This window comes from Rossellomorea aquimaris (genome assembly GCF_000935355.1).
Lineage (GTDB): Bacteria > Bacillota > Bacilli > Bacillales > Bacillaceae_B > Rossellomorea > Rossellomorea aquimaris_B.
In genome coordinates this window covers 20,390-35,626 of the sequence record NZ_JXZC01000017.1, presented here as the reverse complement: position 1 = coordinate 35,626, position 15,237 = coordinate 20,390, and the positions used below count along the sequence as shown (strand labels likewise).

The following is a 15,237-nucleotide window of genomic DNA, read 5'->3' as shown; positions in this document are numbered from 1 at the left end:
TCTTAGGGGTTACTCTTTTTTGTGTATTAAGTTCTGAATTCGAGGATTGAACATCAATCCTCTATACAGCTGAGCAGAGAATCTAATTCAGCGGGTATTCACTATGAATAATTAGGTGATAACTGGTAAACGACGCATAAAAGGCCGAAAACGACGCATAAAACGGAAAAATGACGCAAAAAAGCCGAAAACGACGCATAAAATAAAAAATTGACGCAATAACCATCCCAAACGACGCAATTATAACAAATCAAGTCAAAGCCATACCTAAATAAAAGGTAATAGCAGCAATAAAAAGAAGGGGATTGACCAGGTTTGGTCACATTTTTACAAAAAAACAACCTATTTTATAAGCTTCATAGCTTTCTATCCAACAAAGCCAAACATACCACATACCCAACCCAACCCAACCCTACCCAACCACATTAATGATTAACTTGCCAAATCCCAAAAAATGAAAGTTACTAATCCATATCCACTCTTCTTTTGAACTAACTTAGCCCCATACCATTTCCCACTTAAATCTCCCCCGTATCTTTTTCCACAATCTTTTTTATAGAGACATACACAGACTGGGCGATTGTAACATAAGATAAATTACACTTGATTATTCTGTCAGTTCGAAAGTTTGAAATGGTGTATACAATTTGAGGTTTTGAGGCAGAATAGGTTGTATGGAGGTGGAGAGCCCTATGTTAAATCCGGAGCGTAAGGCGGCTTTAGAAGAGTGTATCGTTTGTCACGTTGAAAAGGAAATCGGAATCCATCTATACACATCGTTTATCTGCACAGAGTGTGAGAAAGAAATGGTTCAGACAGAAACGAATGATCCTTTGTATAAAACATTTGTTCAAAGATTAAAAAAAGTGAATACTCCTCAAATCTATTCATAACCAGGAAGTATACTTGGTTATGATTTTTTTTTGATATTAATAGTTTACGTGCAAAGCTTACGTACACTAATAAGTTTTCCTTGTTTCCTCACGCATGGAACTGCACGGTTGTGTTACGATATGAATGGATATTTGTTTTGAGGAGATTTAGAGAATGAAACGAGATCAAACGAGAACCCCTCTTATTGAGGCGATAGAGAAGCACCGGTCTGCCAAGCCGATTTCTTTTCATGTGCCAGGTCATAAAAATGGTTTATTGATGAAAGGCGATCCATTTTATCAATCTGATGTTACTGAGTTAAGCGGATTGGATGATTTGCATGATCCACATGAGGCGATACTTGAAGCTGAGGACTTGTTGTCGGATGTATATGGGACGTTGAAAAGTTATTTTTTAGTGAATGGGAGTACAGTAGGGAATATTGCTGCAGTTCTTGCTTCATGTTCTCCGGGAGATCCCGTTTTCGTTCAAAGGAATTGTCATAAGTCGGTAATGAACGGAATCAAACTTGCGAAGGCTGTGCCTATATTAATAGAAACAGAATGGAACGACGAGGGCACTGCTCTTGGTATTCGTCCCGACGCTTTGAAGGAAGCATTGAAGGCATTCCCTGACGTGAAGGCGTGTGTTCTGACCTATCCGACTTATTATGGGTTCACTTTTAATATCGAAAAGATAATCGAAGAATTACATAAACATGATGTGACGTGTATCATTGATGAGGCACATGGAGCTCATTTTACATTGGGTACACCTTTTCCGAAGTCTGCAATTGAATGCGGGGCAGATATTGTCATCCATTCGGCTCATAAAATGCTCCCTGCCCTGACGATGGGTTCTTATTTGCATATATCAAGTTCCAGAGTGAGTGAACGTAAGGTAAAAGAGTATTTAACTATGCTACAATCAAGTAGTCCATCGTATCCGATTATGGCATCCCTTGATTATGCCAGATCCTATGTCGGAACTTTTACTAAAGGGGATGTGGACCAGAATATTAAAGTGGTCAATGAGTTTGTACAGGCGTTAGAGGGGATTCATCCTCAGCTTATTGTATACCGGGCTCATGACCCACTCAAGCTTGTCATTCAGTTAGAGGGAAGGACAGGGTATTTTCTTCAACAGTTATTAGAGTCAGAAGGGATATACTCAGAGCTTGCAGATCCAGATTATATACTAATGATTCTTCCTTTATTGAAAAAAAATCTTTCGTTTCCTTATAAGGAAGCAATCAGTCGAATACGTAGGGCATTAGGGAATGAACCGATAATAGAAAAGATAACGAATCATGAATCAAATCGATCAAATAGCAATGAGTATTTTACTACCCTGGCATTAAGCTTTGAAGATATGGAGGAGAAAGATGAACTTCTCGTTGCCCTTGAGGAGGCAGAAGGAGAGATTTCTGCAGGAATGGTCACTCCTTATCCACCGGGAATTCCTCTGTTGATTCCAGGAGAACGAATCACCTCTCATGCCATTGAGCGTTTAACAGAGTATGTAAAGAATCAGGCGAATATACAAGGTCATCACCGTTTAGATGAAAACCGTGTGTTTGTGTACCGATAAGCAAGTGGAGGGAAAGATATGTCAAAAGGATTGTTTATTACAGTTGAAGGTCCTGAGGGAGCCGGAAAATCAACGATATTAACTGAGTTATATAATCAATTAGTACAAGACGGCTTCGATGTCATTCAGACGAGGGAGCCTGGAGGCATTTCGATTGCTGAACAGATTAGAGAAGTGATACTAAATACAAAGAACACGGAAATGGATAAACGGACGGAAGCTCTTTTGTATGCTGCAGCGAGACGACAGCATTTGGTGGAAAAAGTGATTCCCGCACTTGATGAAGGAAAGATTGTGATTTGTGACCGTTTTATTGATAGTTCTCTTGCGTATCAAGGGAATGCGCGTGGAATCGGTATGGAAGAAGTCATGAACATCAATCAATTTGCGATTGAGGATAAGATGCCTGATCTAACCCTGTATTTTGATATTGATCCTGAAGAAGGCTTAAAGAGAATCGCGAAACATAATGGAAGAGAAGTGAACCGGCTCGATCTCGAGTCCGTAGACTTTCATGAAAGCGTTCAGGAAGGGTATCAGAAGCTGGTTAAACAATACCCTGATCGAATTCAAATCATCGATGCAAGCAAAAGTAAAGAAGCTGTGTTTTCTGATGCTTACAAAATCGTAACGAATTACCTCAACAAGTCTTCATAGCTCTCTTTTATGCTGCACAATGGTAAAACAACATAGATTGAAAGGCAGAGGCTGACTCTTAAGCAAAAATTGGTGCTAAGAAGTCTGCCTCTTTTTTATACGAAGCGTGTATGCCAGGGCTGTTCAATGATATAATAGAAGGAAGTAAATGGCTTTAAAACGGAGGAATTGATTTATGAAGGTAATTATGGCAGTTGTTCAAGATAAAGATAGCAATCGTTTGTCTAATGCCCTGATGGAACATAATTTTCGTTCGACGAAATTAGCAAGTACAGGCGGGTTCTTGAAGTCTGGAAATACCACGTTCATTATTGGCACAGAAGATATTCGTGTAGATAAAGCGTTACAGGTTATTAAAGAAAACTGTCAGTCACGGGATCAGATGGTGGCTCCTGTATCCCCTATGGGTGGAAATGCAGATTCTTACGTGCCTTACCCTGTGGAAGTAGCCGTTGGAGGAGCGACCGTATTCGTACTTCCTGTAGAGCAATTCCATCAGTTTTAAAGTGAGGTTCAATCTATGAAAATCAACCAGGACCATCGGGTGTCCTTAGATAAAGTAGCAAAAGACCAAAAATCTAACGGGACAGGTCAAGTTAAATTCGGTCAGCTTATTTACAAGCATGATCAGAAAATGCATATGGACCAGCTCAATAAACTGCTTGTCACAATACAGGACACTGGCAGTCGTTTAGCCCAAGCAAGATCCTTTAAAGATCTTGCTAAATATAAAACATTGGTCAGGAAATTTGTCCGTGAGGCCGTAGATTTCGGGATGGATTTGAAGCAATCTCATACGTGGAATCAGCATGGTGAGGGCAGAAAGCTAAATATAGTAGAAACCATCGATCAACAGCTTGTTGAACTGACGGAAGATGTACTGGATAAAGAAAAGAACTCCATTGATATACTGGGGAAAATCGGTGAAATAAAGGGATTGCTTATTAATCTTTATATGTAAGAGAGTGATGTTAAGACATGTTGTTTGAAGAAATACAACCATTTCAGCCCGTCGTCCTTCAGATGCTTCAAAATAGTATTGTGAAGGATCGTGTCGCTCATGCTTATTTATTCGAGGGTGAAAAAGGGACACGCAAGAAAGAAATGAGCATCCTGTTTGCGAAGGCATTGCTATGTGTAAACCGCGTAGATGGAAAGGCCTGTGAAAGCTGTTCGAACTGCAAAAGGATTAATCATGGGAATCATCCGGATCTTCACGTCGTTGAGCCTGACGGTCTTTCGATCAAGAAGGATCAGATTAAAAGTTTACAAGAAGAATTTTCGAAAACCGGTGTAGAATCCAAGAAGAAAATCTACATTATCGTTCATGGAGATAAGATGACGGCCAATGCTGCTAATAGCCTACTAAAGTTTCTTGAAGAACCATTAGCCGATACAACGGCGATTCTTATCACGGAAAATATTCATCGGATTTTGCCCACCATTCTTTCCAGGTGCCAGACGATATCCTTTAAACCGTTGCCGAAAGAACAGCTGACAAAACAATTATTGGAAGAGGGGGTTCAGCCTCATTTAGCAACCCTTGCATCCAACTTGACGAACCATTATGAGGAAGCTGTAGAAATATGTCAAAATGAGTGGTTTGCACAAGCAAGAATAATAGTGTTAAAATTATATGAAGTCCTCCAGAAAAGTCCCTTCCAAGCAATGGTCAAAATACAAGAGGATTTTGTACAGCACTTCAAAGAAAAAGATCAAGTCGATCGAGCATTAGATCTTTTACTTCTAATATATAAAGACTTACTTCATATCCAGTTAGGAAAAGAAGAACAGCTCGTGTACCCGGACCAAAAGGAAAACTGGAAATCAAACGCACTTCAAGTATCCACAAATCGTCTTTCTACTAATATGACGGCGATACTTGAAGCAAAACGCAAGTTAAACGCCAATATGAATTCGCAGCTGCTGGTAGAACAGCTTATGCTAAAACTGCAGGGGTGATGGTCCTTTGTACGATGTTGTAGGAGTACGCTTTAAAAAAGCGGGTAAAATCTATTATTTCGATCCGGGTGAATTGGATATTCACAAAGATTGCTATGTGATCGTTGAAACCGTCCGCGGAGTCGAATTTGGAAAAGTAGTCGTAGAGAGAAAGCAAGTAGGAGAAAACGATGTTGTGCTTCCATTGAAAAAAGTGATTCGTATCGCTGATCAAAAAGATCGTTTAATCGTAGATGAGAATAAATCATCTGCAACGGAAGCCTACAATGTATGTTGTGATAAAATTAATCAGCATCAATTAGATATGAAATTGGTAGATGTAGAATATACATTTGATCGAAATAAAGTCATATTCTATTTTACGGCTGATGGACGAGTTGATTTCCGAGAGCTGGTAAAAGATCTAGCTTCCATTTTCCGTACGCGCATAGAACTTCGTCAGATTGGCGTTCGAGACGAAGCGAAAATGCTGGGTGGTATTGGTCCTTGTGGCCGCATGCTATGTTGTTCAACCTTTTTAGGGGATTTTGAACCGGTATCCATTAAGATGGCGAAGGATCAGAATCTATCCCTTAATCCGACGAAGATCTCAGGTTTATGTGGTCGATTAATGTGCTGTCTGAAATACGAGAACGATGAGTATGAAGCAGCAAAAGAAGAATTACCTGATATCGGAGAAGTGATTAAGACACCTCATGGAAAAGGTAAAGTGGTAGGTCTTAATATTCTGGAACGTATTCTTCAAGTGGAAATTAAAGAAGAAGAGCGGGTTCTGGAATTCACATTAGATGAAATTATGAACGCGGGTGCCGTATCATTCCAAGCCACAGAGTAACGGGGTGTAGTGTCGTGGATAAAAAAGAGTTCTTTGATTCAGTCAGTAACATGGAACAACAAATTGGTCATCTATATCATCAATTAGGTGAGCTCAAACAATGCCTAGCTGAAATGCTAGAAGAGAATAACTCTCTGAAGCTTGAAAATGAGCATTTGCGCCGCAGACTGGAACAAACAGAGAACTCACCAAAAAAGGTACAAACAAACAACGATGCGGGTACAACGAGTGAGTCAGACTTAGAAGATAAAACACTGGATATTGGAGAAGGGTATGACAACCTTGCTCGATTATACCAGGAAGGATTTCATATTTGTAATATACACTTCGGAAGTCCCCGGAAGGATGAAGATTGCTTATTCTGTCTTTCTTTCTTGAACAAGAAGTGAGGAATTCTTCATTCTTCTGAACAGCATACAGATAAAAAGGGCTGATCCATGAAAAAAGGATTGGTCCTTTTTAGTGATTTAAACCGTAACAACATATAATAGAAGAAAACTGGAGGAAAGGTATGGTCGAGTTAAAAGAAGATGAACGTTTAGATTATTTATTGGCTGAAAATATGAGGATCATTCAAAGTCCATCTGTTTTCTCCTTTTCAACAGATGCTGTCCTATTGGCCCATTTCAGCTATTTACCGATTCACAAAGGTAAAGTGGTTGATCTATGTTCCGGTAACGGCATCATCCCCTTATTACTAAGTGCGAGAACACATGTGGACATCACAGGTGTGGAGATCCAGGAACGACTTTTTGACATGGCACAAAGAAGTATCGAGTATAATGATCGTCAAAATCAAATATCGATGAAGCTCGGGGATGTGAAGGAGATCGATCGGCTGCTTCATCATTCACATTATGATGTCGTAACCTGTAATCCTCCATACTTTAATACTCCGCCCGGTGATAAAAGAAACGTAAACGAGCACTATGCGATCGCCCGTCATGAAATATTATGTTCCCTTGAGGATACCATTAAAGCTTCAAGCTATCTTCTGAAGCAAGGAGGAAAAGCTTCCTTCGTCCATCGTCCAGGCCGATTGATGGACATCCTATCGTTAATGAGGAAGCATCGTCTCGAGCCGAAACGGCTGCGCTTTGTATATCCGAAGCCAGGGAGAGAAGCCAACACCATTTTAATAGAAGGAATAAAAGATGGGAAACCGGACCTAAAAATTCTTCCTCCCCTTTATGTGTATGATGAACATAACAAATATTCACGGGAAGTATATGATATGCTGTTTGGAAAGAATGAAGATAAGGACTAACGAAATGAGAAGGTGAGCTATTCAATGAACCAACAAAAAAGCTTTCAAGATACTGTCAAAGGAAGCTTGTATCTTGTTCCTACACCGATCGGGAATTTAGAGGATATGACGTTTCGAGCCATTCGAATGATGAAGGAAGCGACGGTGATCGCAGCTGAAGATACACGAAACACGAAAAAATTATGTAATTACTTTGAAATTGACACGCCTATCATTAGTTATCATGAGCACAACAAAGAAACGAGCGGGCCGAAGCTGATTGAACGAATGGAAAGAGGCGAGCTCGTTGCCCTTGTCAGTGATGCAGGAATGCCATCGATCTCAGATCCTGGTTACGAACTGGTGAAAGAAGCAATCGATCACGAAATTGCTGTCATTCCATTGCCGGGGGCGAACGCCGCTCTAACGGCTCTGATCGCTTCAGGTTTAAGTCCCCAGCCATTTTATTTCTATGGATTTTTACATAGAGGGAAAAAAGACAAAAGAGCTGAGCTTGAAACACTAAGATCGTTGGAAGATACATTTATCCTGTATGAATCACCGCACAGATTAAAAGAAACATTAAAAGAATTATATGCGGCTTTGGGAAATAGACATATTGTCATCTGTCGTGAGCTCACGAAGAAGTTCGAGGAATTCATCCGTGGATCCCTGGAAGAAGTAATGGAATGGGCAAACGATGGAGAAGTACGAGGCGAATTCTGCTTATTGATTGAAGGAGCAGGTCCGTTGGAAAAAGAAGAGGAAGACGCCTGGTGGAGCAGCCTCTCACTTCAAGAGCATGTTCAATACTATGTAAATGAAAAGAGCCTGTCCTCTAAGGAGGCAATCAAACAAGTTTCTAAAGAACGATCCCTTCCAAAACGGGAAGTATATCAAGCTTATCATGTTGAATAAAAAGATTCAGGGATGCAAAATCAATAAATAAAAAAAGGACTGAGTCTAAGTCGACTCAGTCCTTTAATATATCAACAACAAATTATTTCGTTTGTAGTGAATCCTGGATTTCTTTTAGTAATTGGTCTGCACCTTCACGGCTAAGAACCAATTTACCGTTAGCAAGCTTGATGTTGTCATCAGAAACTTCACCAGTGATCTGGCAAGTCATGCTTGGCTTATATTTCTTTAAAATGATTCTTTCGTCATCTACATAGATTTCTAGTGCATCTTTCTCAGCAATACCTAATGTACGACGTAATTCGATTGGAATAACGACACGACCTAATTCATCAACTTTTCTTACAATACCTGTAGACTTCATTTGAAAATCTCCTCCAAAAATAAATATTTATATCTCTATCTAGTTCGTCAATATTCGACAAATTTCTTTTGATGTTTCTATCATACCAACGAATAGGAATATCGTCAATAATTATATCTGTAAATTTTTAAGAAAAAATGGATTAAAAAGTGCTGTTTTAATAAGCTTTACGCTTTGTTGTAAAAAAATGTATTACCAATTGAATATTATTGTAATGAAAGTAATAAAGAAGAGAAATGTCGAATTATCTTTATGATTTCTATCCATTCGACAAAATCAGACAAAAAGCCACACTTGTTTCGACATAACCAATATTCAACATTGTTTAGTTGCAGAAACCCTATATTTTAGGTATATTTTGATGAGATAAGAGGTTAAGATGATAGGTAAGGCGCAGATAATGGATGTACGTAACAATTATGCCACTATAAACCATACGGATACCCTTATGGCTTTATGGGGGTAGATAAAAAAGAGGAGGAACAGAAAGTGGAAGAAAAGTTGAACACCTTCTATATTACAACACCGATTTATTATCCAAGTGGAAATTTACATATTGGACATGCATACACCACAGTAGCTGGAGATGCGATGGCCCGTTATAAGAGAATGCGTGGATTCGATGTTATGTACCTGACAGGAACGGACGAGCATGGACAGAAAATTCAACGTAAAGCTCAGGAAGAAGGGATTACTCCTCAGGCATATGTGGACGGGATCGTTAGTGGAATTAAAGATCTTTGGGGGAAATTGGATATTTCTTATGATGACTTTATCCGTACTACAGAGAAGCGTCATAAGGATATCGTGGAAAAGATCTTCCATCAGCTTGTCGAACAAGGTGATATTTATTTGGACCAGTATGAAGGTTGGTATTGTACACCATGTGAATCCTTCTTTACTGAGCGTCAACTAGAAAACGGGAACTGTCCTGATTGCGGCAGACCCGTAGAAAAAGTGAAGGAAGAATCGTACTTCTTCAAAATGAGCAAATACGCTGACCGCCTCCTTGCTTACTATGAAGAAAACCCTGAGTTCATTCAGCCTGAATCCCGTAAGAATGAGATGGTGAATAACTTCATCAAGCCTGGTTTAGAAGACTTGGCTGTTTCAAGAACAACCTTCGACTGGGGAGTGAAAGTACCGGGAGATCCCAAGCATGTCATTTACGTATGGATTGATGCCCTTTCCAACTATATTACAGCCCTTGGCTACGGCAGTGAAAAAGATACGAATTACTTAAAGTACTGGCCTGCCGATGTTCACTTAGTCGGGAAGGAGATTGTTCGTTTCCATACGATTTATTGGCCGATCATGTTAATGGCATTAGATCTTCCGCTTCCTAAGAAGGTTTTCGCTCATGGATGGCTTCTGATGAAAGACGGGAAAATGTCTAAATCGAAAGGGAATGTAGTCGATCCTGTTACGCTTATTGATCGTTACGGCCTTGATTCTCTTCGTTACTACCTGTTAAGAGAAGTGCCATTCGGTTCTGATGGAGTCTTTACGCCAGAAGGATTTGTTGAACGCATCAACTTCGACTTAGCCAATGACTTAGGAAACCTGTTAAATCGTACAGTGGCCATGATCAATAAATATTTTGATGGAGTCATTCCAACCTATGTTGATTCTAAGGGTGAATTCGATCAAGCCCTGGTGGATATGAACGTTGAAACAGTGAATAAATATGAAGAAGCAATGGAAAACATGGAGTTTTCTGTAGCCTTGTCCAGCCTATGGCAGTTAATCAGCCGCACGAATAAGTATATTGATGAAACTCAGCCTTGGGCACTTGCTAAAGACGAAAGCAAAAAAGAAGAGCTCGGCAGTGTGATGAGTCATTTAGCTGAATCATTAAGAAGAGTCGCTGTACTTTTACAACCATTCTTAACAAGAACTCCTAAGAAGATTTTTGAACAATTGAACCTTCATGATGAAAAAATGCACACATGGGAAAGCTTGGAGAGTTTCGGAGCTATTCCGGCAGGAACTGAAGTAGTGAAAAAAGGAGAACCAATTTTCCCGAGACTTGAACTCCAGGAAGAGGTTAACTTCATCAAAGAGAAAATGCAAGGGTCGGCTCCTGCTGTTGAAGAAAAGAAAGAGCCTGCTAAAGAAGAATCAGAGGAAATCGGAATCGATGATTTCATGAAAGTTGAACTTCGAGTAGCGGAGGTAATTGGAGCTGAGCCGGTTAAAAAAGCGGATAAACTGCTAAAGCTGCAATTGGATCTTGGCTTTGAAAAACGACAAGTTGTGTCAGGAATTGCTAAATTCTATCAGCCTGGCGACCTGGTTGGGAGAAAAGTGATCTGTGTGACAAACTTGAAGCCGGTAAAATTGCGTGGAGAACTTTCACAAGGAATGATTCTTGCTGGTGAAGAAAATGGAACGCTGTCTCTTGCAACGATAGATCAGTCTTTACCAAACGGTACAAAAGTTAAGTAATCATGATTTTACAAGTAAAGGGATGTTCCACGTGGAACATCCCTTTACTATATTTATATAATGAATAAATTGAATGAATATATTAGTTAAGGCGATAGTTTTAATGTCTTATTATTCTTATATAACGATGATCGTGTGAGAATCAGATTATTTTGGATCTGTTACTATAATAGATAGAATGAAAAAGAACTGCGAACGAAACAACATAAATAAAAAATATCCATAGAACCCATAATATGTAATATTAATGTTACATGAATGTGATGCTTGTCATGTTTTTTTATATTAAACTTATCTTTATTACAAGGAGTGTCTTACATGCTATTTGATACACATGTTCATTTGAATGCTGAACAATTTGACGAAGATCTGGAGGAGGTTATTTCAAGAGCAAGAGAAGCTGGAGTTGAAAATATGGTTGTAGTCGGCTTTGATAGGCCTACGATTAACCGGGCGATGGAGCTCATTGAGCAATATGAATTTTTATATGCCAGCATCGGTTGGCACCCAGTGGATGCAATTGATATGAAGGATGAAGATTTAGCTTGGATCGAAGAGCTCTCAAGTCACCCTAAAGTAGTTGCAATAGGGGAGATGGGACTCGATTATCACTGGGATAAATCACCGAAAGATGTTCAAAAAGAAGTGTTTCGAAAACAAATTCACTTAGCTAAAAAGGTAAAGCTCCCAATTATTATACACAACCGTGATGCCACACAAGATATAGTGGATATCCTTAGGGAAGAAGGAGCAGAGGAAGTTGGAGGGATCATGCATTGCTTCAGCGGAAGTCCTGAAATTGCTCAAGAATGTGTGGATATGAATTTCTACATTTCCCTGGGAGGTCCCGTAACCTTTAAAAATGCGAAAAAGCCAAAAGAAGTTGCTAAAGAAATTCCGTTAGAAAAGCTTCTGATCGAAACAGACTGTCCTTATTTAGCACCTCACCCGAACAGAGGAAAGCGAAATGAACCTGCATATGTGAAGCTGGTAGCAGAACAGATTGCGGAGCTTAAAGAAGTATCATTAAAAGAAGTAGAGAACATAACAACCGAAAATGCAAAAAAATTGTTCAACATAAACTGACAATATTCTTTGTCGAGAATTGAGGGAGCTTGTCCTAATAGCAAGTAAAAACAAAAAGTTCTACATAGGTTTCTGCTTTCATAGGATAATCATGTCGATAACTCTCTCTTTTCTTTTTCTCTTCTTTTGTGGATAATATGTTTTGTGTTCCCCCGGGTTTCAATATTTTGCTAGATTAAGTTAAAAGAAGTAAGGGTTGACAGTCACTGGATTACTCTATATAATCACTCCGAGAAAAGGAGGCGTTTTTCATGAACTTTAAAACCATGAAAAGCCTGTTTTCCAAGTCTTTGAGTCGAAGGAAATGGATTGTTACAATCGGAACATTGGTAACATCTGCAGCTGTATTCGGAATTCTTTTTTATGAAGGATCTAAAAACACTGTGGCATTGACCCTAGACGGCGAGCAAAAAGAGATTAGGACGCATGCAAATACTATTCAAGATATATTAAAAGAATTAGAGATTTCAACCCGCTCAGAAGACTATTTGTACCCCTCGGGGAATACGAAGGTCTCAAATAACATGAACATTGTTTGGGAACCGGCAAAACAGGTAGAAGTAGTAGTAGGGGATCAGACGAAAAAAGTCTGGACGACTGCTGATACAGTAAAAGAATTACTCTCTGAAAATGAAATTAAAGTAGGGGAGCATGATAAGGTCAAACCCGGCTTATCAGAAAAAGTAACAGGGAATATGAATGTCAAGATTGATACCGCATTTTCACTTAAGCTAGTGAACGGTGGAAAAGAACAGAAGGTATGGTCTACTTCGACTACGGTCGCTGACTTTTTAAAGCAACAAGGAATTACACTAAAAGATTCAGACCGTGTTGAACCAAGTTTAGACAAAGTTGTTAAAGCAAATGATGTCGTAAATGTCGTTCGAGTTGAAAAAGTCACCGATGTAGTGGAAGAGACAAAGGATTTCACCGTTATTTCCAAAAAGGATTCCGATCTTTCAAAAGGAAAAGAGAAGGTCGTTCAAGAAGGTAAAAACGGCTTGATCGAAAAGAAATTTGAAGTTGTGAAAGAAAACGGCAAAGAGGTTTCCAGAAAATTAGTTAGTGAAAAGGTAGTGAAAGAAAGCCAGGATAAGATCATTAATGTCGGAACCAAGGTTTTAGTGGCTCAAGTTTCACGTGGAAGTTCATCTTCTAATTCATCTGCCTCAGCTTCAGCCGCCCCAAGTGGAGGAAGAGAATTTTATGTGAGTTCTACAGCTTATACAGCATCATGTAACGGATGCTCTGGGTATACAGCTACAGGAATCAACTTAAAATCAAATCCGAACGTTAAAGTGATTGCAGTAGACCCTTCTGTCATTCCTTTAGGAACAAAGGTATACGTAGAAGGCTATGGGTATGCCGTAGCTGCAGATACAGGTGGCGCAATTAAAGGGAATAAAATTGACGTATTCTTCCCGTCTAAATCAGACGCCTATCGCTGGGGAAGAAAAACAATAAAAGTTAAAATATTAAACTAAGAGCAGGGGTGTTCTCCTGCTTTTTTTATTTATCGGTGAAAACCGTTATAATAGCTTTAGGTCTTCAATGATTAGACGAAAATGAAAGCAGAAATGTTTCAATTTTTTTGGAGGAATTATGAAAATTAAAGAAATCATCGTAGTGGAAGGGAAGGATGATACGGTAGCCATTCAACGTGCTGTAAATGCAGATACCATTGAAACTAATGGTTCTGCTGTGTCTCCGGCTACTATAGAGAAAATAAAACACGCCCAGGAAAAAAGAGGCGTGATCATCTTTACCGATCCGGATTTTCCGGGTGAACGTATCAGGAAGATTGTGAGTGAAGCGGTACCGGGTTGTAAGCATGCCTTTGTACATAAGAAGGATGCACTGCCAAAGTCAGGGAGAGGAATAGGAGTAGAACATGCTTCACCAGATATCATAAGAGAGTCTTTACGAGAGGCTCATGTGCTGGATGTTGAGCAGGAAGAGGTCATTTCGAAAGAAGATCTCATTGATGCTGGTTTAATTGGCAGTTCCCAGGCGAAAGATAGAAGGATTGCTCTTGGTGAGAAGCTTAGAATCGGATACACTAATGGAAAACAGCTGCACAAGAGATTAAGGATGTTCAATATTCAAAAAGAAGAATTTAAAAAAGCTTTAATGGAAATTATTCAGGAGGAAGAAAATGCATAAAGATATTGCCACACCTATACGCACGAAAGAGATATTAGGTAAGTATGGTTTCTCGTTTAAAAAGAGCCTTGGTCAAAACTTCTTGATTGATCCTAACATCCTCAGGAACATAACGGAATATGCAGGGTTATCTGAGAAAACCGCAGCCATCGAGATCGGACCTGGAATCGGTGCGTTAACAGAACATCTTGCGCGTACCTCAGGAAAAGTGGTCGCATTCGAAATCGATCAGCGACTGATTCCCATTCTGGATGATACACTATCTCCTTACAAAAACGTGAAAATCATCAATGAAGATATATTAGAGGCGGATGTCGAAGCTATTATTAACAAAGAGTTTGAAGGGTTCGAAGATATTATGGTTGTGGCCAATCTCCCTTATTACGTCACAACACCCATCATTCTTAAGCTGTTGATGGAGCGTCTTCCTATCAGAGGAATCTGTGTCATGCTTCAAAAGGAAGTAGGAGACCGCATTTCAGCTCAACCCGGCACGAAGGCATACGGCTCACTTTCGATTGCTATACAGTACTATACAGAGGCCGAGATGGTCATGACTGTCCCGAAAACGGTCTTTATGCCGCAGCCGAATGTGGACTCGGCCGTCATCCGTTTAACGAAGCGTGAGAAGCCTCCTGTCGAGGTCATCAGCGAAGATTTCTTCTTTACCGTGACCCGCTCTTCTTTTGCTCAGAGAAGAAAGACGATCTTGAACAATTTAAGCAGTCAGCTTCCTCAAGGGAAAGAAAAGAAGGACTTGATCCTTGAAGCTTTATCTGCAGCCGGGGTAGAACCTACTCGTCGAGGAGAAACACTGACGATACAGGAATTCGGGCTATTGAGTGATGCGTTGTACCCGAACTTTAATTAAAGCTTGGATAGATGGCTAAACGTGTAAGTGCGTTTAGCCATTTTTTTGTTCCCGTGTACTCCGCAAGGGACACCCATTTTATTGACACCGAACAGTAGAAGGTTGCATAGGTTATCACAGGGAATATTTACTTAATTGATGATAAGGAACGTGTTGAGAGGGATAAGACAAACGTTGATTCTCCTCGGCTTATTTATTTCCTTTTTTTGATTTATCAACGAATG

16 protein-coding genes are annotated in these 15,237 nt (G+C 39.6%); 15 read left to right on the top strand and 1 reads right to left on the bottom strand.

The window, feature by feature from the left end; genetic code table 11:
• Window positions 1–692: 692 nt before the first annotated feature.
• From TV75_RS20550 to rsmI, 10 genes are all read left to right on the top strand, one after another.
• Window positions 693–893 carry a sigma factor G inhibitor Gin gene (locus tag TV75_RS20550; RefSeq protein WP_044340649.1) on the top strand — a complete coding sequence of 67 codons (201 nt, stop codon included), beginning with the start codon at window positions 693–695 and terminating at the stop codon, window positions 891–893.
• Between the two features lie 154 nt (window positions 894–1,047).
• Window positions 1,048–2,463: an aminotransferase class I/II-fold pyridoxal phosphate-dependent enzyme gene (locus TV75_RS20545; RefSeq protein WP_044340648.1), complete on the top strand. Its 1,416-nt coding sequence runs from the start codon at window positions 1,048–1,050 to the stop codon at window positions 2,461–2,463.
• 18 nt (window positions 2,464–2,481) lie between these two features.
• Entirely contained in the window at window positions 2,482–3,120 is a 639-nt protein-coding gene (tmk, locus tag TV75_RS20540) for a dTMP kinase (protein ID WP_044340647.1), read from the top strand.
• 175 nt (window positions 3,121–3,295) lie between these two features.
• Entirely contained in the window at window positions 3,296–3,625 is a 330-nt protein-coding gene (locus tag TV75_RS20535; protein ID WP_044340646.1) for a cyclic-di-AMP receptor, read from the top strand.
• Window positions 3,626–3,640: 15 nt separating this feature from the next.
• Window positions 3,641–4,081 (top strand): YaaR family protein, encoded by a 441-nt coding sequence (locus TV75_RS20530; protein ID WP_044340645.1) that lies wholly within the window; start codon window positions 3,641–3,643, stop codon window positions 4,079–4,081.
• A gap of 17 nt (window positions 4,082–4,098) precedes the next feature.
• Window positions 4,099–5,082, top strand: a complete 984-nt coding sequence (gene holB, locus TV75_RS20525) for a DNA polymerase III subunit delta' (RefSeq protein ID WP_044340644.1) — start codon at window positions 4,099–4,101, stop codon at window positions 5,080–5,082.
• Window positions 5,083–5,089: 7 nt separating this feature from the next.
• Window positions 5,090–5,917 carry a PSP1 domain-containing protein gene (locus TV75_RS20520; protein WP_044340643.1) on the top strand — a complete coding sequence of 276 codons (828 nt, stop codon included), beginning with the start codon at window positions 5,090–5,092 and terminating at the stop codon, window positions 5,915–5,917.
• Window positions 5,918–5,931: 14 nt separating this feature from the next.
• Window positions 5,932–6,306: a DNA replication initiation control protein YabA gene (gene yabA / locus TV75_RS20515; RefSeq protein ID WP_044340642.1), complete on the top strand. Its 375-nt coding sequence runs from the start codon at window positions 5,932–5,934 to the stop codon at window positions 6,304–6,306.
• A 122-nt stretch (window positions 6,307–6,428) separates the two neighbouring features.
• Window positions 6,429–7,184 (top strand): tRNA1(Val) (adenine(37)-N6)-methyltransferase, encoded by a 756-nt coding sequence (locus TV75_RS20510; protein ID WP_044340641.1) that lies wholly within the window; start codon window positions 6,429–6,431, stop codon window positions 7,182–7,184.
• A gap of 24 nt (window positions 7,185–7,208) precedes the next feature.
• Entirely contained in the window at window positions 7,209–8,081 is an 873-nt protein-coding gene (gene rsmI, locus TV75_RS20505; RefSeq protein ID WP_044340640.1) for a 16S rRNA (cytidine(1402)-2'-O)-methyltransferase, read from the top strand.
• An 82-nt stretch (window positions 8,082–8,163) separates the two neighbouring features.
• Here the strand turns inward: rsmI and TV75_RS20500 are convergent, their stop codons facing one another.
• Complete coding sequence (locus TV75_RS20500) at window positions 8,164–8,445, bottom strand: AbrB/MazE/SpoVT family DNA-binding domain-containing protein (RefSeq protein ID WP_044340639.1); 282 nt, start codon at window positions 8,443–8,445, stop codon at window positions 8,164–8,166.
• A gap of 489 nt (window positions 8,446–8,934) precedes the next feature.
• On the opposite strand from TV75_RS20500, the gene metG reads away from it, so the two are divergent.
• The 5 genes from metG to rsmA all read left to right on the top strand — a co-directional run bounded on the left by metG (window position 8,935) and on the right by rsmA (window position 15,013).
• A complete protein-coding gene (gene metG, locus TV75_RS20495) occupies window positions 8,935–10,893 on the top strand; it encodes a methionine--tRNA ligase (RefSeq protein ID WP_044340638.1) in 1,959 nt (652 codons plus the stop codon).
• A gap of 318 nt (window positions 10,894–11,211) precedes the next feature.
• Window positions 11,212–11,979: a TatD family hydrolase gene (locus TV75_RS20490; protein WP_044340637.1), complete on the top strand. Its 768-nt coding sequence runs from the start codon at window positions 11,212–11,214 to the stop codon at window positions 11,977–11,979.
• A gap of 251 nt (window positions 11,980–12,230) precedes the next feature.
• On the top strand, window positions 12,231–13,463 hold the full coding sequence (locus tag TV75_RS20485) for a G5 and 3D domain-containing protein (protein ID WP_253275576.1): 1,233 nt from the start codon (window positions 12,231–12,233) through the stop codon (window positions 13,461–13,463).
• 118 nt (window positions 13,464–13,581) lie between these two features.
• Window positions 13,582–14,142: a ribonuclease M5 gene (gene rnmV / locus TV75_RS20480; RefSeq protein ID WP_044340636.1), complete on the top strand. Its 561-nt coding sequence runs from the start codon at window positions 13,582–13,584 to the stop codon at window positions 14,140–14,142.
• On the top strand, window positions 14,135–15,013 hold the full coding sequence (rsmA, locus tag TV75_RS20475) for a 16S rRNA (adenine(1518)-N(6)/adenine(1519)-N(6))-dimethyltransferase RsmA (RefSeq protein WP_044340635.1): 879 nt from the start codon (window positions 14,135–14,137) through the stop codon (window positions 15,011–15,013). Before rnmV ends, rsmA begins: the two co-directional genes overlap by 8 nt.
• The last annotated feature ends 224 nt before the right edge of the window (window positions 15,014–15,237 follow it).